22 protein-coding genes and 3 tRNA genes are annotated in these 23,047 nt (G+C 44.8%); 10 read left to right on the forward strand and 15 right to left on the reverse strand.

All coding sequences use genetic code 11. From position 1 onward, the window contains the following. Nucleotides 1-38: 38 nt before the first annotated feature. Together EBI00_RS04225 and EBI00_RS04230 are read right to left on the reverse strand one after the other, a co-directional pair. Nucleotides 39-114 (reverse strand) — tRNA-Ala (locus EBI00_RS04225). A gap of 71 nt (nt 115-185) precedes the next feature. Next, nucleotides 186-261 (reverse strand) — tRNA-Ala (locus EBI00_RS04230). Nucleotides 262-458: 197 nt separating this feature from the next. Between EBI00_RS04230 and EBI00_RS04235 the strand changes: the two genes are divergently transcribed. Together EBI00_RS04235 and EBI00_RS04240 are read left to right on the forward strand one after the other, a co-directional pair. After that, a complete protein-coding gene (locus EBI00_RS04235; protein WP_123094671.1) occupies nt 459-1,685 on the forward strand; it encodes an EAL and HDOD domain-containing protein in 1,227 nt (408 codons plus the stop codon). A gap of 76 nt (nt 1,686-1,761) precedes the next feature. Continuing rightward, a tRNA-Leu gene (locus EBI00_RS04240) sits at nt 1,762-1,846 on the forward strand. Between the two features lie 55 nt (nt 1,847-1,901). Here the strand turns inward: EBI00_RS04240 and EBI00_RS04245 are convergent. Then, nucleotides 1,902-2,339, reverse strand: coding sequence for an acyl-CoA thioesterase (locus EBI00_RS04245; protein ID WP_123094672.1), 438 nt, complete (start codon nt 2,337-2,339; stop codon nt 1,902-1,904). Between the two features lie 210 nt (nt 2,340-2,549). On the opposite strand from EBI00_RS04245, the gene EBI00_RS04250 reads away from it, so the two are divergent. Beyond that, on the forward strand, nt 2,550-3,233 hold the full coding sequence (locus tag EBI00_RS04250; protein WP_123094673.1) for a P-loop NTPase family protein: 684 nt from the start codon (nt 2,550-2,552) through the stop codon (nt 3,231-3,233). Nucleotides 3,234-3,327: 94 nt separating this feature from the next. On the opposite strand, the gene EBI00_RS04255 is transcribed toward EBI00_RS04250, so the two are convergent. Beyond that, nucleotides 3,328-4,626 carry a cation:proton antiporter gene (locus EBI00_RS04255; protein ID WP_123094674.1) on the reverse strand — a complete coding sequence of 433 codons (1,299 nt, stop codon included), beginning with the start codon at nt 4,624-4,626 and terminating at the stop codon, nt 3,328-3,330. Between the two features lie 274 nt (nt 4,627-4,900). Here EBI00_RS04255 and EBI00_RS04260 point away from each other — a divergent pair, with 274 nt between their 5' ends. After that, nucleotides 4,901-5,764 (forward strand): isocitrate lyase/PEP mutase family protein, encoded by an 864-nt coding sequence (locus EBI00_RS04260; protein ID WP_123094675.1) that lies wholly within the window; start codon nt 4,901-4,903, stop codon nt 5,762-5,764. Nucleotides 5,765-5,792: 28 nt separating this feature from the next. Beyond that, on the forward strand, nt 5,793-6,650 hold the full coding sequence (locus tag EBI00_RS04265; protein WP_123094676.1) for an alpha/beta fold hydrolase: 858 nt from the start codon (nt 5,793-5,795) through the stop codon (nt 6,648-6,650). Between the two features lie 46 nt (nt 6,651-6,696). Here the strand turns inward: EBI00_RS04265 and EBI00_RS04270 are convergent, their stop codons facing one another. The 4 genes from EBI00_RS04270 to rluF all read right to left on the reverse strand — a co-directional run bounded on the left by EBI00_RS04270 (nt 6,697) and on the right by rluF (nt 11,382). Further along, on the reverse strand, nt 6,697-7,284 hold the full coding sequence (locus EBI00_RS04270; RefSeq protein ID WP_123094677.1) for a PqiC family protein: 588 nt from the start codon (nt 7,282-7,284) through the stop codon (nt 6,697-6,699). Nucleotides 7,285-7,329: 45 nt separating this feature from the next. Next, the gene (gene pqiB / locus EBI00_RS04275; RefSeq protein WP_123094678.1) at nt 7,330-8,976 is read right to left on the reverse strand and encodes an intermembrane transport protein PqiB; all 1,647 of its coding nucleotides are present in this window, start codon (nt 8,974-8,976) and stop codon (nt 7,330-7,332) included. Beyond that, a complete protein-coding gene (locus EBI00_RS04280) occupies nt 8,957-10,285 on the reverse strand; it encodes a paraquat-inducible protein A (RefSeq protein ID WP_123094679.1) in 1,329 nt (442 codons plus the stop codon). The genes pqiB and EBI00_RS04280 overlap by 20 nt, the downstream gene beginning before the upstream one ends. A gap of 95 nt (nt 10,286-10,380) precedes the next feature. Beyond that, on the reverse strand, nt 10,381-11,382 hold the full coding sequence (rluF, locus tag EBI00_RS04285; protein WP_123094680.1) for a 23S rRNA pseudouridine(2604) synthase RluF: 1,002 nt from the start codon (nt 11,380-11,382) through the stop codon (nt 10,381-10,383). A gap of 247 nt (nt 11,383-11,629) precedes the next feature. Between rluF and EBI00_RS04290 the strand changes: the two genes are divergently transcribed. Then, nucleotides 11,630-12,115 (forward strand): cytochrome b, encoded by a 486-nt coding sequence (locus tag EBI00_RS04290; RefSeq protein WP_123094681.1) that lies wholly within the window; start codon nt 11,630-11,632, stop codon nt 12,113-12,115. A 407-nt stretch (nt 12,116-12,522) separates the two neighbouring features. On the opposite strand, the gene EBI00_RS04300 is transcribed toward EBI00_RS04290, so the two are convergent. Continuing rightward, nucleotides 12,523-14,115 carry a sensor domain-containing diguanylate cyclase gene (locus EBI00_RS04300; protein WP_123094683.1) on the reverse strand — a complete coding sequence of 531 codons (1,593 nt, stop codon included), beginning with the start codon at nt 14,113-14,115 and terminating at the stop codon, nt 12,523-12,525. A 710-nt stretch (nt 14,116-14,825) separates the two neighbouring features. After that, nucleotides 14,826-16,463, reverse strand: a complete 1,638-nt coding sequence (locus EBI00_RS04310; protein ID WP_123094684.1) for an NAD+ synthase — start codon at nt 16,461-16,463, stop codon at nt 14,826-14,828. A gap of 73 nt (nt 16,464-16,536) precedes the next feature. Here EBI00_RS04310 and EBI00_RS04315 point away from each other — a divergent pair, with 73 nt between their 5' ends. Further along, nucleotides 16,537-16,797, forward strand: coding sequence for a PP0621 family protein (locus EBI00_RS04315; RefSeq protein WP_123094685.1), 261 nt, complete (start codon nt 16,537-16,539; stop codon nt 16,795-16,797). On the opposite strand, the gene EBI00_RS04320 is transcribed toward EBI00_RS04315, so the two are convergent. From EBI00_RS04320 to EBI00_RS04340, 5 genes are all read right to left on the reverse strand, one after another. After that, nucleotides 16,781-17,233 (reverse strand): hypothetical protein, encoded by a 453-nt coding sequence (locus EBI00_RS04320; protein WP_123094686.1) that lies wholly within the window; start codon nt 17,231-17,233, stop codon nt 16,781-16,783. The two genes, EBI00_RS04315 and EBI00_RS04320, sit on opposite strands and share 17 nt — an antisense overlap. Before the next feature lie 25 nt (nt 17,234-17,258). Then, nucleotides 17,259-18,155 (reverse strand): type II secretion system protein, encoded by an 897-nt coding sequence (locus EBI00_RS04325; protein ID WP_123094687.1) that lies wholly within the window; start codon nt 18,153-18,155, stop codon nt 17,259-17,261. Beyond that, nucleotides 18,152-18,526: a hypothetical protein gene (locus EBI00_RS04330; RefSeq protein WP_123094688.1), complete on the reverse strand. Its 375-nt coding sequence runs from the start codon at nt 18,524-18,526 to the stop codon at nt 18,152-18,154. The genes EBI00_RS04325 and EBI00_RS04330 overlap by 4 nt, the downstream gene beginning before the upstream one ends. After that, entirely contained in the window at nt 18,517-19,029 is a 513-nt protein-coding gene (locus tag EBI00_RS04335; protein ID WP_123094689.1) for a GspH/FimT family pseudopilin, read from the reverse strand. The genes EBI00_RS04330 and EBI00_RS04335 overlap by 10 nt, the downstream gene beginning before the upstream one ends. 77 nt (nt 19,030-19,106) lie before the next feature. Further along, nucleotides 19,107-19,973, reverse strand: a complete 867-nt coding sequence (locus tag EBI00_RS04340; RefSeq protein WP_123094690.1) for an alpha/beta fold hydrolase — start codon at nt 19,971-19,973, stop codon at nt 19,107-19,109. A 152-nt stretch (nt 19,974-20,125) separates the two neighbouring features. Here EBI00_RS04340 and pabB point away from each other — a divergent pair, with 152 nt between their 5' ends. The 3 genes from pabB to EBI00_RS04355 all read left to right on the forward strand — a co-directional run bounded on the left by pabB (nt 20,126) and on the right by EBI00_RS04355 (nt 23,047). Beyond that, on the forward strand, nt 20,126-21,550 hold the full coding sequence (pabB, locus tag EBI00_RS04345) for an aminodeoxychorismate synthase component I (RefSeq protein WP_123094691.1): 1,425 nt from the start codon (nt 20,126-20,128) through the stop codon (nt 21,548-21,550). Nucleotides 21,551-21,558: 8 nt separating this feature from the next. Further along, nucleotides 21,559-22,209 carry an NUDIX hydrolase gene (locus EBI00_RS04350; protein ID WP_123094692.1) on the forward strand — a complete coding sequence of 217 codons (651 nt, stop codon included), beginning with the start codon at nt 21,559-21,561 and terminating at the stop codon, nt 22,207-22,209. Nucleotides 22,210-22,312: 103 nt separating this feature from the next. Next, the gene (locus EBI00_RS04355) at nt 22,313-23,047 is read left to right on the forward strand and encodes a phosphoadenylyl-sulfate reductase (protein WP_123094693.1); all 735 of its coding nucleotides are present in this window, start codon (nt 22,313-22,315) and stop codon (nt 23,045-23,047) included.

Consider the following 23,047-nt stretch of genomic DNA (forward strand, 5'->3'; position numbering starts at 1 on the left):
AAAAAGAAGAACAGAATTTGATAAATAATAAAGGAAATTGGTGGAGCTAAGCGGGATCGAACCGCTGACCTCTTGCATGCCATGCAAGCGCTCTCCCAGCTGAGCTATAGCCCCACAAAACGCGTAGCGTAAGTGGACAGTGTGTCCTGGGTGATGTTTTTATAGACCACTTATTTAGCAATAAGTGGTGGAGCTAAGCGGGATCGAACCGCTGACCTCTTGCATGCCATGCAAGCGCTCTCCCAGCTGAGCTATAGCCCCTAAAAACTGGCGAGGATTTTAGGAGTCTCCAACAATACTGTCAACCTTTTTTCTTTAGCATCAATCTTTTAAACGGATTTTTAGAAAGGTTAATATAAGAAACATTGAATAAAACCCACCTATTATGCTTTTATGTCTGCTCCATCAAACTAAACGATAGCGTTTAAAAACAAGAACGATTCACACAGAGAGACACAATGATCGAATTTCCAGCGGTATTAAATGATCTTATGATGGCTCAGCAACCCATACTCAAAAGAACAAAAGATATTTTTGGGTATGAGCTATTATTCCGCGGAAAGGATGCCCTCCATGCAAACATCTCCGATGGTCAAGTTGCCACCAGTCAGGTACTGGTCAATTTGTGCATTGGCATTACCCATTTAGAATCCCAGTTAAGAAAGCCTTTCTTTATCAACATGACAACCGAACTCATGCTGTCGGACGCTTTCTTCCCAATCGATCCAGACACCGTCTATATCGAAATTCTTGAGAACCAAAAAATTACTGCTGAGTTTCTTGACGCCGTCAAAAAATGGCGATCAGCAGGGTACCGGTTTGTTTTAGACGACTATCAGTTTGACAGCGATTACCAAGCATTATTACCTTACGTCTCAATTGTTAAAATAGACGTCCTTCTCACACCGCCCAGTGATTACATAAAAGAAATCAATGAACTGAAATCAGAAGGCCTTATCATATTGGCCGAAAAGGTCGAAGATTCAGCCATGTTTGAACTCTGCAAACAACTTGGATTTGACTTATTTCAAGGTTACTTTTTGCAACGCCCTGAATTGATAAAAGGCAAAAAAATTGATTCAACCACCAGCGGTGCTATTGCGCTCGTCAATGCCCTGCAGGATCAAGACATCAGCATTGAAGAAGTTACTCGCCTGGTGACTAAAAACCCTAAGCTGTCTTACCAACTGCTGCGTATTCTTAACAGCCCCGTCTGTGGTATTGCTAAAACCGTGACATCAATAAAAGAAGCCATTGTCTTTCTTGGATTAGCACAGTTAAAAAAATGGGCCCTACTGATTACACTCACCTCCTCAACCGACCAACCGCAGTCGCTTTTAAAAGTGCTATTAACACGCGGACGTTGCTGCCAACTGCTGGCTGAAAATACACACTCTAAACGGGCAGACTCAGCCTTTATGGTGGGATTATTATCTGGCATAGACGCTGTTTTTCATTTGGAAAAAACCGTCGTACTCAATGAGATTGCTTTAGAGAAAGATTTGCTCGACGCCATTATGACCCAATTGGGTGAGCTCGGGGCGTATCTCACACACACACTAAGCTGTGAAGATCAAAACTGGTGCAGCATCGATGCCATGACCGCCGATGAAAGAACGGCCCTGAACAGGGCATTTTTGGACGCCATGGTATGGGCCGATGAGGTCATGACCTCCATTCATTAAAAAATACGCATTTATTTTGTGTTAATTGATTGACTCTTATGTAAAAAACCATAGAATACGCTTCACCTTTTTCAAGGCCAGTGTGGTGGAATTGGTAGACACGACGGATTCAAAATCCGTTGCCTTCGGGTGTGGCGGTTCGAGTCCGCCTACTGGTACCAACAATAAAAAGGCGCTTACTACGGTAAGCGCTTTTTTTTTGCCTTTCAGAAGGCGTTATTCATCAAATCCGTGCAATACATAATCCGGAAGATCCTCTTCTTTTGGAATCGGTGTTGAGCGACCGGTTTCATCAATGGCAACAAACTTAAACATTCCTTCGGTCACTTTTTCACGCTGACCAATACGCCCACGACGAACCCAAGCCTCCACCAAAATATTCATAGAGGTACGACCCACGGATTCTACTCGGGTATACACCCCTAAAATATCCCCTACTTTGACTGGTCGAATAAAACTCATACCATCCAATGCCACCGTCACTACCCTAGACTGAGCGCGTTGACCTGCACATATGCCTGCCGCAATGTCCATTTGGGATACTACCCACCCTCCAAATATATCACCGGAAGGGTTAGTGTCTCCTGGCATAGCCACCGTTCTTGTCGTGAGACGACCTTTTGCTCTTTCTTCCAGCTCAGCTTTCTCTTTCATTTTTTCGCCCCAACATAATTTTCTTCTTATCCGTTACAACGACGCTTTTTCTACCACGTTGACATTGTGTCTACTTTTCATCAAAAATCACCCTGTTTTTTGCTATTACCCTATCAACACTGTGTTTATTCGTAAAAATACCATGCATTTAAATGAAATATTGATACATTAGACAAGGGATGAAATACAGACTTTGATGAGGAAATCTAAATGGGTAAGGTACATTTTGTTGGTGGAGAGAAAGGCGGTGTTGGTAAGTCGATGACAGCGCGAGTATTGGCGCAATATTACATTGATAAAGATCAGCCTTTTTTAGGTTTTGATTGCGACTCCTCTCATGGCACCTTTTCACGCTTTTACAGTGAGTTCTCTTCCCCCATCGTCATCGGCGAAGAAGACAGCTTGGATGGCATGCTGGCTGCGGTGGAAGAATACCCAGAACGTGACCTAATTATTGATCTTGCGGCTCAAGCCGCTGAACCTTTAGGCCAATGGATTGAGGAAACGGACGTTTTCGGACTGCTTGATGATCTTGGTTATCAAGTGTGCCTATGGCATGTAATGGACGATGGTGCTGACTCTGTCACCTTATTGGATGCCCTGCTTGAACGCTACCCCCAAGAATCGGTGGATTTTATCGTCGTACAAAATTTAGGGCGAGGCAGTGATTTTTCCCGCTTTAAGAAATCAGACACCTATAAAAAAGCGGAAGAACGTGGCGCACTCCTAATTGAGCTACCCAAATTACAGAGTAAGCTAACGCAAAAAATTGACTTTAATAACAGCAGTTTTTGGGCCGTCGCCAACGACAAAGGCATCATGAATATTGCTGAACGTCAGCGCATGAAAGTCTGGCTGCGCAATACCTACGAACAGCTTGCCCAGCTTGGCTAGCCGCTTACTGCGCACCCAGCAATGTTTAAATTAACGCACATTTAAAACTAAACGGGGATCATTGAAATATCCCCGTTTTCATTTTAACGAAGAACTAAAGATCTAATTCGCGTTGTTTCTCCTCAGAAGCCAAGGTACTTTGCTGAATCCATGGTGAAATGGTAGAACCTTGAATAATGATAGAGAAAATGACCACCACATAAGTGATCACCACCATGACATCATGAAGGTCGAAACCGCCAACATTGACACTATCAGATGGAATCGCCGCCGCCATAGCAAGCGCCAACCCTCCCCTCAAACCACCCCATGTTAAAATTTTAACCGAATGCTTGTCGTACTCTTTAAAACGTCTAAAAACAAGGTATGGCGTACTTACGCTGATAAAACGAGCCAATAAAACAACCGGTATCATAATGATACCCAACCCAATGATCTCCCACGTTATCGGAATCGTCACAATCAACATACCAATAATGAGGAATAATAAAGCATTCAAAAAACTGTCTGTGGCGTGCCAGAAATCTTTCACGTAACGCGTACCATGGGGGCCGTTGCGCTCAGACGCCTTGGCGCGAGTAATGTTTCCAAGCAATATACCGCTTGTCACCATAGCCAAGGCACCAGAGATCTCCCAAATATTCGCTAGAGCAAACCCCGCCGATGGAATAGTCAGCGTTACCAATAAACGAATATTCATATCCTTACAGTTGATAATGATAAAATGCCCAACGACAGCAATCACTAAACCATAAGCTATCCCACCAATTGCATCCACTAAAAACAATTCGGCGACGTCATGAAAAGTCGCCTCCGTACCATGAAATGCCACCGCAAAAATGGTCGTAAAGATGACCAATCCAACGCCATCGTTAAAAAGCGACTCACCCTCAATCTGTACGGCAATGCCTTCAGGCGCCCCCATTTGCTTAATGATTGCCAACACCGCAATTGGATCGTTCGGACTGATGAGAGCACCAAAGAGCAAGCAGTAGATAAAAGGTATGGGGAAATTTAACAACATGAATAAATAGTAACTGACGTAACCGATTATAAAAGTGGAGACCAACGTCGAAAAAAGCACTAATGTGGTAATTTCCCAACGCTGTTTTTTCAATGCATTAAGGTCTATTTCCAAGGCACCCGCAAACAGGAGAAAACCCAACATCCCCTCTAAAAGGAGTTGATTAAAATTAATACTCGCGACTATCTGCGTAATAAACAACGCTGTTTCATCGCCTAACATTTTCACTGCAACAATAAGCAACAAAGAGATCACAACCGATCCTGTTGTTATGGCTATGGTTGTCTGCATTTTCAGCACAAACTGATTTGTAAAAGCAATAAAAATAGCTAACGCTGATAGAAAGCAGATGAGATACCAAACATTCATTGGGTAACCTTACAAAAAGAGTGGTTGGAAGAATAGCTCGAAGTCAAGCTCCGAAATTCACTGCGACATAATATTCTTCAACAAGACCACTGTCACTTACTTAATTACAAATAAGTTCCCAACTCATGAAAAAAATATTTTCTTGTAATATAGTTACAAAAGAAGGCAAAACAAGGAAAGCTAGATGATTGCAGATGAAGCATTTCCTGAACATAGGTATAATTTGGGCCATCTGATTTTTATGTAATTTAATAACATCGTTTGGAGCAACCTTATGGCAACACCTTCTCAGCACGATTTGCGTAATGATTTTCGAGCATTACTGGCAAGTGGGCAATGTTATTATACGGCGTCTACTTTCGACCCCATGTCTGCTCGCATAGCAGCTGATTTAGGGTTTGAAGTGGGCATACTAGGAGGCTCAGTAGCGTCTTTACAAGTTTTAGCCGCACCCGATTTTGCCCTGATCACATTAAGCGAATTCACGGAACAAGCGACCCGCATTGGCCGTGTTGCGCGCTTACCCATCATTGCCGATGCGGATCATGGATACGGAAATGCCCTCAATGTCATGCGCACCATTGTTGAACTTGAACGAGCAGGCGTAGCGGCATTAACCATTGAAGACACTCTATTGCCTGCAAAATACGGCCATAAGTCAACGGATTTAATTCCTGTTGAAGAAGCAGTGGGAAAACTCAAAGCCGCAATAGAAGCCCGCATTGACCCCGTGATGAGCATTATTGCCCGTACCAATGCAGGTCAGCTGACCATAGAAGAAACGATTCAGCGCGTTAAAGCCTATCAATCGGTTGGCGTAGATGGTATTTGTATGGTGGGCATCAGAGATTTCGCGCACTTGGAAGAAATCAGTCAACACATCTCAATCCCTATCATGTTGGTGGCTTACGACAACCCAGAACTTCGCGATCGTAAACGCTTAGCAGAAAATGGCGTGCGTATCGTAGTGAATGGGCATGCGGCCTATTTTGCAGCCATTAAAGCCACTTATGATTGTTTACGAGAGCAAAGAGGTATTGCCGAAGGGACGTTGAATGCCTCAGAACTGTCGACACGCTATTCTACTTTGGAAGAAAACCGTGTTTGGGCAAACAAATACATGGATGTGCAAGAATAACCCCCATGATCGTAAGGGAACCTGTAAAATGCCAATCGATGTAGTAACTAGAAACAACGTCAAAATATCAGGTTCTGGCGAACAAACCATTATCCTAGCCCACGGTTTTGGCTGTAACCAGTCTGTGTGGCGCTTTATGGTTCCCTTGCTCGAAGAAAAGTACCGTGTTATCCAGTTTGATTATGTCGGTTGTGGCAATTCAGACTTCTCAGCTTACAAAGAAGCGCGTTATTCTGGTCTTGAAGGATACGCGTTAGACATTATTGAAATCTGTGATGCTCTGTCGTTGACGCAGAGCATCTTTGTTGGTCACTCGGTAAGCTGCACCATAGGTTGGATAGTGGCACAGCAACGCCCCGAGTTGTTTTCCAATATGGTGGCCATTTGCCCTTCCCCTTGCTTTTTAAATATTGATGCGCAATACCAAGGCGGCTTTGAAAAAAGCACATTGGAAAAATTAATTGACCTCATGCGCAAAGACTTTATCGGCTGGGGAAATTACTTAGCGCCTCTTATCGCAAAAGAAAGCATACTTCACCCTGAGTCGCAATCCAAAAGCGAGGGAACAGTGCTAAATGAAATACTGACCACCTTTTGCTCCAATGACGTCATTTATTCAAAACCTTTTGCTTCGGCGACCTTCTTGTCGGACTACCGTCATTTGCTACCACAAGTGACGACGCCAAACTTAGTTCTGCAAAGCGCAAACGATGTCTTAGTCGCTACCTCTATTGGCCAATACACTCAACAAAATCTACCTAACGCAATGCTTGAGATTATCGAAGCAAGCGGGCACTGCCTGCATTTGAGCCACCCCATGCATGTCGTTACCTGCTTAAACGCATTTGTTGAAGAGCACACTGCTGTGCTTACAATATCTCAGTAATAACCATACTGATCCATATGATTAAAACGCACTAAATAATGCGTTATTACTGAAAATAGCGAGCTATTTCCTGAGTTAAGTTGGTTATTACTTGTTCTGACCAGCTTTGAGATAAGGCTTTGACCATACTTTGATAACCATCAGATTGCATGTTATTAGTAGCGTTAAAGGTATCAGCAAGCAGCAACTCGCCCGTTTTCGTGGCCATGTACCAGCGCCCTGAAATCATGGTTACCCCTTCTAAATCCGCAAAAAAAGTATCTATTTCAACATGCAGCTCATAGGCATCTTGAGGAAAAAAAGCCTGCGTATTTACCCAGGTAATATCCGGCAGTGCGGATTCCAATCGCTGCTGAATCAATCGACCTAATTGAGAAGATAAGGGCTCAGCCCATAGATTGTTTTTTGAGCGATGCACCTGACCTTGTCGAGTCACTAGCACCATTTCATTGCCTACAAGATAATTTGCCATACTCACCGGCATCAGTTGTATAAACACGGGGTTCGTTGACTGCACTCTCACGGTGGACAGAGCTTCATCGGTCAGTAGGTACTCTTTACTTGGTGAAACCGGTGTCGCGCACCCCACCATCAACCAGGCGATAACGCCCCAAACAAACAAGCGTAAACTCATTCTATGCATGTATCCCTCGTGTATTTTATCTTACTAATATCTGCCTTATTGGGCCGCTCTTGGCTGAACATCTGTTTGCGGCTTACTGTCAAAAATTAACGTGTTAGGATTTTCTCGCAATTGGCGCAGCAGTGGTTGCAGTTCGTTTAGAGTACGGTTTAATAGCACCATATTCTCTCGGACTGGACGCCCTATCTGACCACTGGCCTGATAGGTTGCCAGCGTACGATTCAGCTCAGTAATGGCATCAGACAATGTTTCAGGAAGGGCCTGCGTTTCGGATTGATCCAATAATTGCTTCACAGCCTCACTCATTAGTTGCAACTGTCGTAAGGTTTCATCTGCGCTACCCATCGTTTGATTAAGCTGCTCAAAGGTTTCCTTTAATGGCACCTGCACAAGAGTGTCAAGAACCTGTGAAATCTGATTTTCAATTCCTGCCAGCGTCGTAGCGCTGGTTGGAAACACTTGATAGCCCGCCACTGTTATTAAGGAATGGCTAGGAGGATTATCAATAAAATCCAAGCTAATCACTTTTGCTGCGTTTAGATAGTTCCCAATCTCCAGTCTCGCTCTTAGCCCTTGTTTGATAAAACCAGGGACTCTTTCCCGCCACTGGTTAATCACCTCCTGCTCCGATGTAGCAGACGAATCTAAGCGCTGGGGCTCAATACGAGCCAGCACAGGGATAACCGGTCTCTGATAAGACGCTAATGCCTCTAATGGAATTCCCGTAAAAGGCACCTCTAACACAGTGCCCACTCTCACACCACGAAACTCCACATCGGCCCCTGCCGCAAGCCCACTGACATTGGCATCAAATAAAAAAACGTACTCAATCGTATTGCTAAACACATGGTTATCAGCTTCATCTTTTGAGGCAAATAAACGAAAGGAGGTTAAATCTGTTATCGGGCGCCCAGGCGTTCGGCTTTCTCCAGAACCAAAAGAGATACCACCGGATAACAAGGTTTCCAATGAGTCTAGCTTAACCTCGAACCCTTGCACCGAACTTTTAAAAGACAAGCCCGGCGTGATCCAAAACTGTGTTGAGTCGTTTATCAAAGCATCATAGGGCGGTGTAACAACAACACGATAGGTGATTTCGCCAGACGCGGTATCGAATCCGACCTCTTCTACATAGCCCACATCGTACCCACGAAAATGCACGACAGTGCCAACATTTAATTTAGCGCTGTTTTCACTGTGCAAAAACACACGTAGACCTTCGTTTTTGGTGGATAGTGGCGGCTGGCTCAACAGCGTAAACTGCCGAATCTCTTGCCCTTCATCACTCGGCGCCATATCAATATAAGCACCAGACAATAAGGTGCCTAAACCACTCACGCCTTCTCTGCCAATTCGAGGTTTTACCACCCAAAACTGGGTACCTTCCCGCAGCATTTTTTGCGTTCCTTGATTCATCCGCACTTGCACGACGGCTTTCTCATAATCTTCACTCAAACGAATATCAATCACTCTTCCCACATCCACATTGCGAGCCTTTAGTTTTGTCTGACCCGCTTCCAACCCCTCTGCATTAGGCGCTATTAATGTAATAACAGGACCTTGGCTAGCCCAGTTTTGATACAACATCCAGCTCGCCACCAAAATGGCGATGAGTGGTACCAACCAAATGGAGTTAAAATGTACCCGCTTGAGGCGCTCAACGTTAGTGACACGCTTCGTCATAAGGTTTCTCCGCTGAGTCTAAATAAGAGGAATTCGCAGTCTTGTCCCACAATAAGCGTGGATCAAATGTCATGGCTGCCAGCATGGTAAAAACGACCGTTGCTGCAAAAGGCAAAGCCGCCGGACCCGGAGAAATAGACACCAATTCCCCTAGCTGTACCAACACAGTCAACACCGCCACGACAAAAATATCGATCATCGACCAACGCCCGACCAATTCAGTGATTCGATACAAACGGATTTTTTGCCGAGTTTCGCGCTCTGTCGGGTAATAGTATTGCCAACACAGCCAGCTCAACGACAAAATCTTTGCGATGGGTATTACCACACTGGCCAAAAAAATCACCATCGCCACTGGATATGACCCAAGAGACCACAGCAATAGCACCCCTCCTACCAAGGTGGAAGATTCACTGCTGCCTAAAAACGTCGTCTGCATGATAGGAAAAAAATTAGCAGGAAGAAACATCACCGCCGCGGCAACAAGTAAGGCTATCGTGCTAGACAAACTGTGAGGACGTCGGCTATGAACAGAGTGACCACAACGGACACAACGACGCTCCGCTCCATTCAATACTAGGCCACAGAAATGACAACCAACAAAACCTAACTGGCGAGCCGTTTGCCCACTGTTAAACGACACCTTATCCGACAACATTTGGTTTGAAGGCACTTGATCTACAGGCACTTGACCTAAAGACACTTGACGCCATAACCAACGCCTGTCTATCAAACTAACGGTTTTTAACAAGAGCACCGCGTATACACAGAAAGCAAAAAACGACAGATCAAACCTCACCTCTGAAAAGCTGTCCATTTTTATCAGCGCCACCAAAGCACCAATCAGAAAAACATCCAGCATCAACCACGGCTGAAGGGCAACGATCCAACGAATAAAATAGCTTTGAAAAAACGGTTTCAGAATAGCGTAACGAAAAGACGTCACCAAAAAGACCACAGACACCAGATAAACAACAGGAAAGACAAACAATGCCAAACTGATCAGAATCCCCAGCACCAAAAAATCCTGTTGGATCAGCACTTCCACTAGATCAAATAACGTAACACTGCGTGACGCACCACTACTGGAAAAACTCAGGAAAGGAAAAGCCGACGCAAACACCAACATAAAAAGCGCTGAACAGCTGGCTACCACAAGACGCCCAGCGCCCTGTTCATGTACGTTCACAACGACACACCCACATTGGGCACAACGTAAACGCTGACCACGCTCGGACGCCGCCAAAGAATGTAGGGTATCACATTGATCACAGGCCGTGATGTTGTCATGTAAGGATGCTTGACTCATATATTCCTGCACAGTGGCTTTATATACATCCAAAAAACCAAATTAAAATGTATCACAGCAATATGACACATTTTCAGCCATCAAACAGAAAAACGTTAGGGCCTCTTGCTTTTTTGAGGGCCTTTGCCTTTTACAGGACGCTGGCCCGTGGCACTGGGTTTTCCCGCTGGACGCTTGCTGTTGCCGGTCGGACGTTTGCTATTGCCAATTGGATTTTTACCATCAGCAAAAGGCCGCTTATCTTTGCTTTTCGGATGTTTAGTATTGGCGGTGGACGATGACTTTGGCAGTGGTTTTTTCGAGGGCTTTGCCGTTGTGTTGGCGCGTGTATTTTTTCGCGGATTAGACGATTTTTTCGTTGCAGGATTCGCTTCAGAGGAAGAGTCCTCAATGGATTTAAGCAATACGGCGAGCTCTTTTTGCGTTAAATCACGCCAATCGCCCACAGGCAAACCTTTCAAGCTCACATTCATAATACGGGTACGTTCAAGCTTTACTACCTCGTAGCCAAAATGCTCACACATACGACGAATTTGTCGATTCAAACCTTGCACCAAGGTGATGTTAAAAACATTGGCCGCCACTTTTGTCACAGGGCACTTCTTGGTCATGGTCCCCAAAATAGGCACACCACCCGCCAAACCCGCAATAAAATCATCGGTAACGGGTTTGTTGACCGTCACCACATATTCTTTCTCATGATTGTTGCCCGCGCGCAATACTTTATTAACCAGGTCTCCGTTGTTGGTCAAAAAGATCAACCCCTGAGAATCTTTATCTAAACGACCAATCGGGAAGATACGCACACCGTGACTGACAAAATCAACAATGTTATTGCGCTCAGAACTCTCTGTGGTACTCACGATGCCAACAGGTTTGTTTAATACTATAAACACAAAATCGTCCGCATCTTGCGGCTCTATCACCTGCCCATTTACCCGCACAGTGTCACCGGCTACCACTTGGTCACCCACCGAGGCACGCTTGCCATTTATGAACACATTACCTTGTTCAATAAAGCGGTCAGCGTCCCTTCGAGAGCAGATACCACTTTCGCTTATGTATTTATTTAAACGAGTAGAAGAAGTGTTAAACATAAAGCGTCGATTTTACCTATTAAAAGTCATTTTTGGTGGGAAAAGGCCCAAGCTGCTTACGTTATCAGCCATAAGGTGAAACACAGTATATAGGAAATCCTGCGCGCATTTTAGGAGAGAGAACCATAAATAGAGCAAATAAGCCTATAACTGGGTGTCTGTTAAGAAAGTCTTAATATTGATCATCTAACATGGCTAGGTAAATTGAAGCGCAATCACATTAATCGGTTAACCATGGAGAGAGAAAATGCCAAATCAAGAGAGGACTTACAACATCGCCCAAATATTACTGCACTGGGCCATCGCCGCTTTGATTATTTTCAACTATTTCATTAGCGAAGGAATGGGACGCGCTTTTCGCCAGCATTTAGACAATAGCAACGAAGGTTACGGCTTTGTTTCGTCACTGCATGTGTACGTTGGCCTAGCCATTATTACCTTGGTTATAATGCGCATTATCGCTCGATTCTTATCAAAAAAAGTCAAAACGACATCAAAAACTCAATTTGACCGAGTTTCTCACATTGTCCATGAATTTTTATATTTACTCATGTTTTTAGTACCCGTTTTTGGCGCAATCGCTTGGTATCTCGGTATCCACTTCATGGGAGATGTACACGAGATTGCCATGAATATCATGATGTCGTTGATCTTGCTGCATGCTACCGCTGCACTACTTCATCAATATGTCTTAAAAGACGGAACACTGTTAAAAATGTTGGGGCAGAAATAACCACTAATAATAAATTACTGTTGCGTCTCTAAATAATGTCTTTCTGTTAAAGAATATACACTGTGTTAAGAGACGCTATGCACACTTCATAACAATGAGGCCACAGGCCAATAGTTTACAAACGCAAGTTACGCATGGCACATACCCGCTAAAACAACGTGAAATTCTCCAAACTATGATCCGTATTCAACGCTTCGTGATTGAGCTTGGCCATCATCTGCGAAAAAAAACCTCTCTCAGCGATCTTTATAAGCGTAATTCAAAAGAAATTTTCCAATCGAATACTGGTGACCATGCCATCAGTATGTAAGGGATTAAGGGGTTATTACATTGGATTTTGACGCCGGGGATATGAAACTTAGTCTTTTTGATTAGATGGGCGACTCTTGCGAAGGAATCTAAAAGAATTACGTCTGAATCTGATTTCGACCAGCTTGCTTAGCACGATACATTTTTTGGTCTATTTCTACCAAAATGCTCTCTGAAGAATGTTCGGCAGAAAACTCTGATAGGCCGAGGCTAACGGTGACCTTGATCTGCAAGGGAAAAGTATGCGAGCGAATTGCGGAAAACACGTCCTCAGCAATATTTAGTGCCATTCTTTGATCGGTATTTGGACACACGATGACAAACTCTTCACCACCCCATCGCCCTAATGTATCCGTATTACGAACCGTCGCTTTGACGACTTGAGCAAGTTCGATAAGAACCTGATCGCCCACTTCGTGCCCAAACGTATCATTCACTCGCTTAAAATGGTCTATATCAAACATAAGTGCGCTAAAAGGGCGATGTTTTCGCTGAAAACGGCTGACTTCCGCATGAAGCACTTCCATCATTTTGCGACGATTCGCAATCGACGTTAGCTGATCAGTGTGAGAAATAGTACTCAGCAGGGCATTGGTGTCTTTCAGTTCAATGTTTTTCTGAATTAATGCTTTTTCAGTGAGCTTTTCAATGGCCTCCGAAATCTGACCTATTTCATTATTAGGAAAAACATATTTGTCTAGTTCGTCTTTCCCTTCAGTAATCTCTTGCACCCTGTTTTGTAATTTTTTCAGAGGTAAAATCAGATGCCTACTTAATACGAAACTCATTAACCACGTCGTAAAAAGAGATCCTATGACTATTATCAATAACGTTGATGTGATGCTTTCTATAATTGGTTGACGAATATCAGCTAAATCAACTTCGGTCACCACGATCCAGCCCAACTCATCAATACGATTAAAGTGAGCCAGCTTTTTTTGGTCTCCATCGTTGTAAGAAAGATTGCCTGAAGCATTCATTCTCTCTGGTATATGAGAGAATATTTCTTGATGCAGTGTATCAGGCAGAGTTTCATTAGGATGAATAAGTATTTTACCCTCAGTATCCATGACAAAGTTGTATATAGTCGGATACTTTTCATCACGAATGGCCAGCGCCTTAACAATGGCATCCATTCCCGCATCAATGGAAATAACACCAACAATATTGTTATCAGCATCTAACAGTGTTTTTCCAAACGACACCAACCACTTTTTAGAGTTAATGTCCTGATAAGGAATGCCATCAGATATCAATGGATGAGACGTTATCGCTGCCTGATACCAAGGACGAATGACAGCATTGAACCCTACGGGTGGGGTGTAATCATTAATCAGCAAACCCCCATTTTCATAACCAGAAAAAATGTAATGTATGTTAGGTATCGTGTTTTGCAACACTTCAAACAGACTCAGAATTTTTTCTTGTGTTTCTTGCTCACGAAAGCGACTGTGATCAACACCTGAAGCAGAGCTACCTGTGTATTCAACGGCTTTGCGTAAAGGCGCAACATAGCCATCTATCAGCGTTGTGACAGATCTATTTTTATTACGAAGTACTGATTCAGCGTTATCTATACCCTGTGTATACAAAAGAGAGGCAATGCTGACACTGATAATAACGATGGTTATCAAAGCTAACGTCGTGGTGATAGCAAAAATTTGGCGATGTAACTTTGAAAACTTTTTCATACGAAATATCAAATAAATCCAATTATTTGCTTTAAACACGAAGGGTTATATAGAATGATTTTGGTTAAAAATCGGTCGATACTGTCAAAATGCGCCCAGCTTGTCTACATGTATTTCTGATTTTAACGTAGCACTCAACCATCGCCGCAACCTAACATCACGTTGAAGATAAAAAAAGTGGCATGGCTGATTATGACCTCGATTCATTTATCAGTGGACTAGATAGCCAAGAGAGAAAATGAAACCATTCCAACTATATGCTCAACGTCAGCGGAACATGATCACTAATTAAAATCCATTCATCGTGGTAACCCACCCTCAAATCACATTCTTCAGCGAAATCTGATGAGGTGAACACATAATCAATGTGGTAGACCTTCTCTCGGTTCCGCTGCAAGAAAAATGTTGGTCTGGTCTCATTGCCCTGTTCTTCCCGGAAAACTCGATGATACTGGCTCTTGAATCCCATTTCGCCGAGCTCAGCAACTACGTCTGAGTGATTCCACCAGCGGTCCGGCTTATCCCAACGCACATTGTATTAAAATCGCCGAGAATGACTGTCTTTGGTCCATTCAGGTCGTCACGGTGGATCTGAATTACCAAGCTTTTGAATGAAACCAAAGAAACAAGCTCATCTTAACCTTGTATCTTCCCCTTAGAAGACATAAGGGGAAGGGACTGAGCTCTGTGAACACGATTTTAAAAGCGCTCTACTCGCCGATGTGCCAGCCATTGGTTATCGGGTAACGACGATCTCGTCCAAAGCCACGAGCAGTGATGCGAACACCGGTTGGTGATTGACGACGTTTGTATTCGTTCACGTCGACAAGGCGAAGTACGCGATACACGGTTTCGCGGTCGAATTTATTCGTAGCAAGGATAGCTTCGGCACTTTGATCTTCTTCGATGTACATGCGTAAGATGTCATCCAGAATGTCATAGCTTGGCAAGGAATCTTCGTCTTTTTGATCGGGTGCCAGTTCAGCCGAGGGTGGACGTGTAATCACACGCTCCGGGATCACGTAGCCCAAGGTATTGCGGTAGCGACAAAGTTTGAAAACCAAGGTTTTGAAGACGTCTTTTAAGACAGAATAACCGCCCACCATGTCGCCATAAAGGGTGGCATAGCCTACGGCCATTTCGCTCTTGTTGCCTGTGGTTAAGACCATGTAGCCTTTCTTGTTGGAAATCGCCATTAAGGTCACGCCACGGGTACGGGCTTGTAAGTTTTCTTCTGTGGTGTCTTTGCCGTAGCCTTCGAATTCTGGTGCGAGCACCTCGGTAAAGGCGGAAACCATAGACTCAATCGGCAAGACGCTGTATTTCACGCCCAGCAAGTTGGCCTCTTCTTCGGCGTCGTGCAAGCTGATAGACGAGGTATAGGTGTACGGCATCATCACGGCTTGAACACGCTCGGCACCGATCGCATCAACCGCCACGGCCAAAGACAAGGCGGAGTCAATACCGCCGCTCAATCCCAGCACAATGCCTTTAAAACGATTTTTGGTGATGTAGTCACGTAGACCAAGCACCATGGCTTGATACACGCTGGCTTCCACTCCCAAGGCTGGTGCGATGACACCCGCGACTGGCTCAACTTTATTCGGCTGGCTCTCATCCACAATCATATCGATGCTGTATAAACCCGCTTCAAACCAAGGCGCTTGCATGATTTTCTCGCCTTTGGCGTTGACCACAAACGAGCCGCCTTCATACACAAGTTCATCCTGCGCGCCCATGTAGTTCACGTACACAATCGGCAAACTGACTTCGGTGGCACGCTGATGCAACAAGGCTTCACGCTCACCCATTTTTTCGATGTGATAGGGCGAGGCGTTTAGGTTCAGAATCAATTCTGCGCCAGCCGCTTTTGCTTGTGCGGTGGGCTCTGGGTGCCAGATGTCTTCACAGATACTTAGGCCCACTTTAACGCCTTTGATATCCACTAGGCCCGCTTCGCGGCCTTCGCTGAAGTAGCGTTTATCGTCGAACACGAGGAAGTTCGGTAGTTTTTGCTTGGCATATTCCACCAGCAATTGGCCTTGATAAAACACGCCAGCACAGTTAAATAGCTCACCATCAATGCGACGTGGATAACCAACAACCACGTAAATATCGCGAACGTCAGACAAGATTTTCGCCAACGCCGACTCAATTCGGGTATCCAAACTGGGGCGCAATAATAAGTCTTCTGGTGGATAGCCCGTAAGGGTTAACTCGGGAAACACCACCACATCGGCTTTTTCCTCATCACGGGCTTTACAGGCCGTATCGATAACCAGTTGGGTGTTTCTTGTGATGTCGCCGACCAGCATATCCAGCTGGGCCATTGCAATTCGTAATGTCATACAGTTGCTATCTCATGAACTCTGTTAGAATATGCGGGTTATTGTCTGGAATAACCTAACCTAGGTAAAGTATATGATCGTACGTTTGATCGTTTTTATTGCAATTTTCTTTATTGGCTGGTGGTTATACCGCCAATTCATGCTTTTCAAGCAGGGTCAATCACCGAATAAAAATAAAAAACACTCGGCAGATGAAAAAGACAACACACAAGAAAGCATGGTGCGGTGTGAAGAATGTAAAACCTTTACCCCCAAATCCCACGCTGTCTACGATACAGAAAAACGCGCTTTTTGCTGCCAAGAACATCTAGAAAGCTTTAGTCAGAAGCCGTAACCCAACCGCTCGACAGCAAGCGATTTTCTTGCCACCACCAGCATTGATATTGATGCTGGTTTTGTGTCGCACAAAGGCGATAAAAGTGATTCGTCGCAGCGGATTCATTCGCCACAGATTGATAATGTTCCCATCGATACTGGATTGCTTGGCCATTTTTTTGCCATTCTTTTTGCGGGTGATGGGACATTAGATCACAGAAGCCCAAGCAATCGCTGTTCTTAGCTGAGGAGAAATCGGGATTGACCGCCATGCTATTAAAAAAGTCTATCCGAATTTTTTGCTCCTGCGCCACCTCGTCTAACTGAGCTCGCCATTGAAAAGCGGCTTGCCATCTTTGCTGATAATTCACTGATAAGGTAGAAAGCGCCAGTAAAAGTGCAATAATCGGCAAAGACACCCAACCCTTTTGATCAAAAAATTTCATACTGATCATTTTCACCACATCCCTTTTGGTGACACTATTTTAAAACAATGATGTGATTGCCAACCCCCTGACAAGGTGACGCATAACGCCACACATCGCCTCGCATCGACAGATATTCTCTCTGAAATTGCGTATGACGTTGAGACTTACAATCATTCAGTTGATATTGATATTCTACCCACACCCCGCGCAGAACATGTAAAGCAAAGCTTCCATAACGAGTATCTAACGCCTCCGCTTTGCCATCTTGGTTTGTGTCTAATAAAGGAAAAACCGACAGGCGCTCGATGCCATCCCATAATTCTAACGCGTTGCCACTTTCTTCAGGCGTTCGCCAAAACGCATTCCTTCCCTCTTTTCCTTTGGATACATACCAATAAAACCCATCTTGGCTTTCTATTATGCCGGACTGTCCAATGGCCTTCTCTACCTCGCTGCCAGTGGATAACTGAACCGTACTTTTTTGGGTTGATGCACTTATTATCTGTCCCTGAAAAGTCGCGTCACAAGATGAAAAACGCACGCTATCACCGGCTTTCCAATGGCAAGAAAAGGATGTTTCAAATGGGTTTTCCTGCACTGACACGGTGCCACGACACAAACCATAATCGGTACCCCTTATCCAATCTGATCGATCATCTAACACGCGTGAAGCGAGTCTCGGCGGTGGCGAACCTCCTGATTCAATCGTCAAAAACAGACTGTCCTCAATACGGCAATTGGCGGGTACCAAACGTCCCCATTGCGCACGAAAATGCGCGTCTATTGCGGCTCTGATCGCCTGATGATCTTGATAAGTTTGACCCAATAAATGACGTTCTTGCATTCGCGCTAAAGTACTGACGACGAAAGGTAAAAACAATGCAATTAAGGCACACACCACCAGCAGCTCGACCAAGAGACTGCCTTTTGCCTGTCGTCTTATCATCATGGCTCTTCCCCCACACCCTTGTGGTCACTCGTTTCCTTTTGCTGGGCGGCGTAAAACCATTGTCTAAGTTGGTCACCCGTGCACAGTTGACAGTCAGGATATTCGCTAGGTGTGGCAGAGTGGGGATCTGTTAACCAAGACACAGGGCCCACTAATTGCTTCATGGCGTCTTGTTTCTGTCTGTTTTCCTGATTTTTACGGTAGGTTTCAGCGTGTTGAATTGTACGCCATTGCGTTTCACTTTGGTGTTGTACCACCTTTAACACGACTGCAAACAAAGCGAGACACACTATTACTTCAAGCATAATCCAGCCCCGTTGTGACTGTTCTCGACTTAGCGTAATCGAAACGGTATCTCGCTTTATTGGCATGACACCTCCCCTTTTCGTTGAGGGTCGGTAACGTAAAAACGGCCGCTCTGATTCAGAACAATGTTCGCCTGCCACGCATTAGAACAAAAAATGAAGGTGCCATTTTGATAGCCAGATAAACCATTAGACTGAAACTCTATGTGGCTTTTTTGCGTTGGAAAGCCGCGCCAAGACACTTCAATATTCTTTTCGAAGGTTCGACGATAGAAGGTTTTCTCTACGCCTGTTGCGGAATCGATTTGATAAAGCCAAAAACCCTCCGACCAACGCCCATTGCACTCATCACCCCCACATAAAAAACTTGGTCGACCGCTTAATACAGCCAATTGACGAGCTTGTGCCAGTGCATCGGTTAAGTGTTTTACTTGCTGCTGAAGCGCATTTTTAACTTGAGTGTCTTGGCTCACGCGCAAAAAATGCGCACCACCAGCGTGAGCAAGAATACTCAGTACCGCAAGCGCGCATAATAGCTCCAGTAAAGAAAAGCCACCTTGATGACTCATTGAAAACCTCCTTGTTTCGTGTGTTCAGAAAATGGGCATCCTGCCCATGATGTCTAACTGGTTGAACGGAAGTTAGGTTAAACCGTATCGAACCATTTGTTAATATGTATCGCGATTTGTCTGGGCTTTTGAAAAGGCAAAGAATGATCGCAGGCTTTCATGATTTTATGCTGCCAACCCGCGTTTTTCTCGCTTAACACCTCATAGTGCTGCGTTAAGCCGTCATGACTCAACTCCCCTGAAAACAAAAGTACCTGGTCGCTGGCCTCTATCACCCTCTGACGCAGATCAGACTGACTGGCCATTTTCGCTACATGATCGGTCACCGCATCGAGTGCGTAAGCAAACCCAAAGGGTCGATGGGCAAGCCGAGATTGCGTGGTGGCTTCTGCGACGGGATGCTTACGCCGATTAGGCGACACTCCATCCATAAAGCTCGCGACGCCAAGCTCCACATCGCCTGTTTCACGAATCAATTGAGACGCGTGACGATATCGTTGGCGGACCTCCATTAAGGTCGATAAGTCTTCACGATCCAAGGATGCGGGCTCCAACAACGCCATTTTCACAGGACATTGAGCTTGTAAGCGACGTTGATAATTCATATTGAGAGCCACTAGACCGCCCAACGAATAGGCCACAAGATCAAAATCGTCCCATGCTAAGTGGGCAAGAAGCGCCATCATCTCTTCGGTTAATTCATCAATAGATAAAGCCGCTTCTTCACCGTGATGGTGAAACGACTCTCCCATCCCCTTAAGATCGGGCACCAACATCCATCGCCACTGAGTAAAGTACGGTAACATAGACGAATAGGTTATTTCCCCCGCGACACCCGCGCCATGCAAGAGCAAACAGGCTCTGTCACTCTGTACAGAGGGGTTTTCATAGAGACGATACGCGATACGCGCACTAGGTAAAGAAAGAAAAAAAATGTCAGACACTTGTAATTAACCTGTGAGGACCCTTATTAAAAGCATACAATATTGCGCTCAATCACGCTTAGCAAACCGCCAGCATTCAGCAGAAACAGCAGCATGCTTGACGACATGGTACTTCATAACACGACTGTATATTACTAGGTATTAATCGAAAAATGTCAGAAATCAAACAGATCTCTCTCCCTTATCAGGCGTCATTGCTGTCTTTTTTTTCTGCGGTAAGAGACTTGCCTTTTCCAGCGTTACTGGACAGCAATCATCAACATTTTCCTGATACACAGTATGATATCTTAGTGGCTAACCCGCTGGCATGCGTTCATCCGGACCAACAAAAAGAGCCGATAACTTGGTATACAAAGCCACTTTATGAACTAAGCCATACCGACAACCCTTTGACTCTTCTGAATGAACTGATGAGCGCTATTTGCCAAGAACCTTGGGCAAAGTCTGCGCCAAAAAACGTACCTTTTGTCGGTGGTCTATTAGGCTACTACGGCTATGAAAGCGGCCATTTTGTGGAGCAACTGCCTGACACAGTCGAGCATGATATTCTTTTAGACAGTCTCAATGTCGGTTTATACGCTTGGGCGGTGGTGACCTCTCATCAACAAAAAACCACCCAGTTGGTGCTTTCACCTTGGTGCGACTCAGACTGTGTGGCGGATCTGATCAATCGTTTTACCAGCGCCTGTGACGACGTATTGGTCAAACAAGAATTAAACCAGGTCAACACGTTTTCGTTACAAACCCCCTTTCTATCAAACATGACGGCCGAAGATTACGCCAATAAGTTTGCTCAAGTTCAAGAGTACATTCAATCGGGTGACTGCTATCAAGTCAATTTAGCGCAGCGCTTTACTAGTACCTATCAAGGCGACACTTTTAGTGCCTATCAAACACTGCGAGAGGCTTGCCCTACCCCCTTCGCCGCTTATATGGAATTGTCCGATAATCAAAGCGTACTCAGCCACTCACCAGAACGTTTTTTATTGTGCGATCAAGGTCGAGTCGAGTCCAAACCCATAAAAGGCACAGTCGCACGCGGGAAAACGCCTGAAGAAGACCAAGCCAACGCCGACTGGCTGGTGTCATCAACAAAAGATCGTGCCGAAAATCTCATGATAGTTGATCTATTGCGTAACGATCTGGGCCGCACCTGTTTAACCGGAAGCATTAAGGTTCCCAAACTGTTTGCCCTGGAAAGCTTTGCTAACGTACACCATCTTGTCTCTACGGTAGAGGGCAGAATTGACCAAGCCGATCAGGCCATTCGTGTGTTTCATCATAGCTTTCCTGGTGGCTCTATCACTGGGGCACCGAAAATACGCGCCATGCAAATCATTGATGAACTGGAACCCCACGAGCGTTCAGTGTACTGCGGTGCTATTGTTTACTTCAGCGCTAATGGTCAAATGGATTCCAGCATTACCATTCGCACCCTAGTAGCTGATCATGGAAAACTGCATTGTTGGGCGGGCGGTGGCTTGGTGGCTGACTCACAATGTGAGCAAGAATACCAAGAAACCTTTACCAAAGTGGGCAAATTAACCCATACTCTAGAGCAAGTCTTTTTGAAGTAGGCCGAATTATGTCTGACATAGAGGCGTTTTTAAATGCTCCCCCTATTGACTTGAGCCTGGATGAAATACGGGCGGCATTAGATAGTGAACCCTATGCGCAACAAATACATAACCCCGATGAGATTTCCTTGCCAAGCAGCTGTAATCTGAAATATCGATCGGCGGCGGTGTTAATTCCCATTTGGCGACAACCAGAAAATGGGGAGCTTTACGTTCTGCTTACCCAGCGAGCGTTACACATGCGTAACCACCCAGGGCAAATTGCTTTCCCTGGTGGTAAGCATGATCCTGAAGATTCGAGCATCCAATACACTGCACTGCGAGAAACCTTAGAAGAAGTTGGGTTATCGCCTGACTGTTTTGACTTGTTGGGAGAACTAGGAGAATACTGCACAACATCGGGCTACTGTATCAAGCCCATCGTCGCAGAGATGACTCGCCGTAGTGAGCTGAGTTTGTGTGAAGAAGAGGTCAAATCCGTGCATTGGGTGCCTTTGCGCTTCTTATTGACACCACAAAACTACCGTTTCAAAAAGAATAAACTCAACCCCTTGTCCCTTGGATTCTTTGAAATTGATTATCAGGATATTCGTATCTGGGGAGTCACGGCAGGTATCTTGTATGGCCTTTATCAGACATTAGCCAGACACTTACGCTAAACCGTTTTTCATATTATAAGGTTAGTGTTGTTTCTTCTTTTCTTTCGTTGCTGCAAATTGTTATGGTACAGCTAATTTAACCTCAAACACGGTAATTGAACTTATGCCTGCTTTTGATTTAGCCTCTTTTATTGCCAACAACAAAGAAGACGAAGCGCAAAAAATCCTCCATAGCGCGATGAAAGAATTCGACAACATCGCCATCTCCTTCAGTGGTGCCGAAGACGTGGTGCTGATTGATATGGCCATCAAAGCCAAAAAAGACCTAAAGGTGTTTTCGTTAGACACTGGGCGTTTGCATGCGGAGACTTATCGTTTCATTGAACAAGTACGCAAACATTATAAGATCAACATCGATATTCTTTCCCCTGATAGAGAAACACTAGAGAACTTCACCCGCGAAAAAGGCTTATTTAGCTTTTTCGAAGACGGCCATAAGGAATGCTGTGGCATCCGTAAAGTGCAACCTCTAAAACGCAAATTGGACACCCTTGATGCTTGGGTAACAGGACAACGTAAAGACCAAAGCCCTGGCACCCGTAACGTATTGGCCTTTGCTGAAAAAGACAGCGCCTTCAGCACAGAGACAAAAGATTTGTTTAAATTCAACCCGCTGGCTAACTGGTCTTCTGAAGACGTTTGGAATTACATCAAAATGTTTGATGTTCCCTACAATGAACTGCACCTAAAAGGATTTACCAGCATTGGCTGCGAACCCTGCACTCGTCCAATTTTACCAAACCAGCATGAACGTGAAGGTCGCTGGTGGTGGGAAGAGTCTGACAACAAAGAATGTGGTTTACACATTGGCAACCTGATACCAGCCGCTCAAGCCTAG

The organism is Marinomonas hwangdonensis (assembly GCF_003721245.1).
Lineage (GTDB): Bacteria > Pseudomonadota > Gammaproteobacteria > Pseudomonadales > Marinomonadaceae > Marinomonas > Marinomonas hwangdonensis.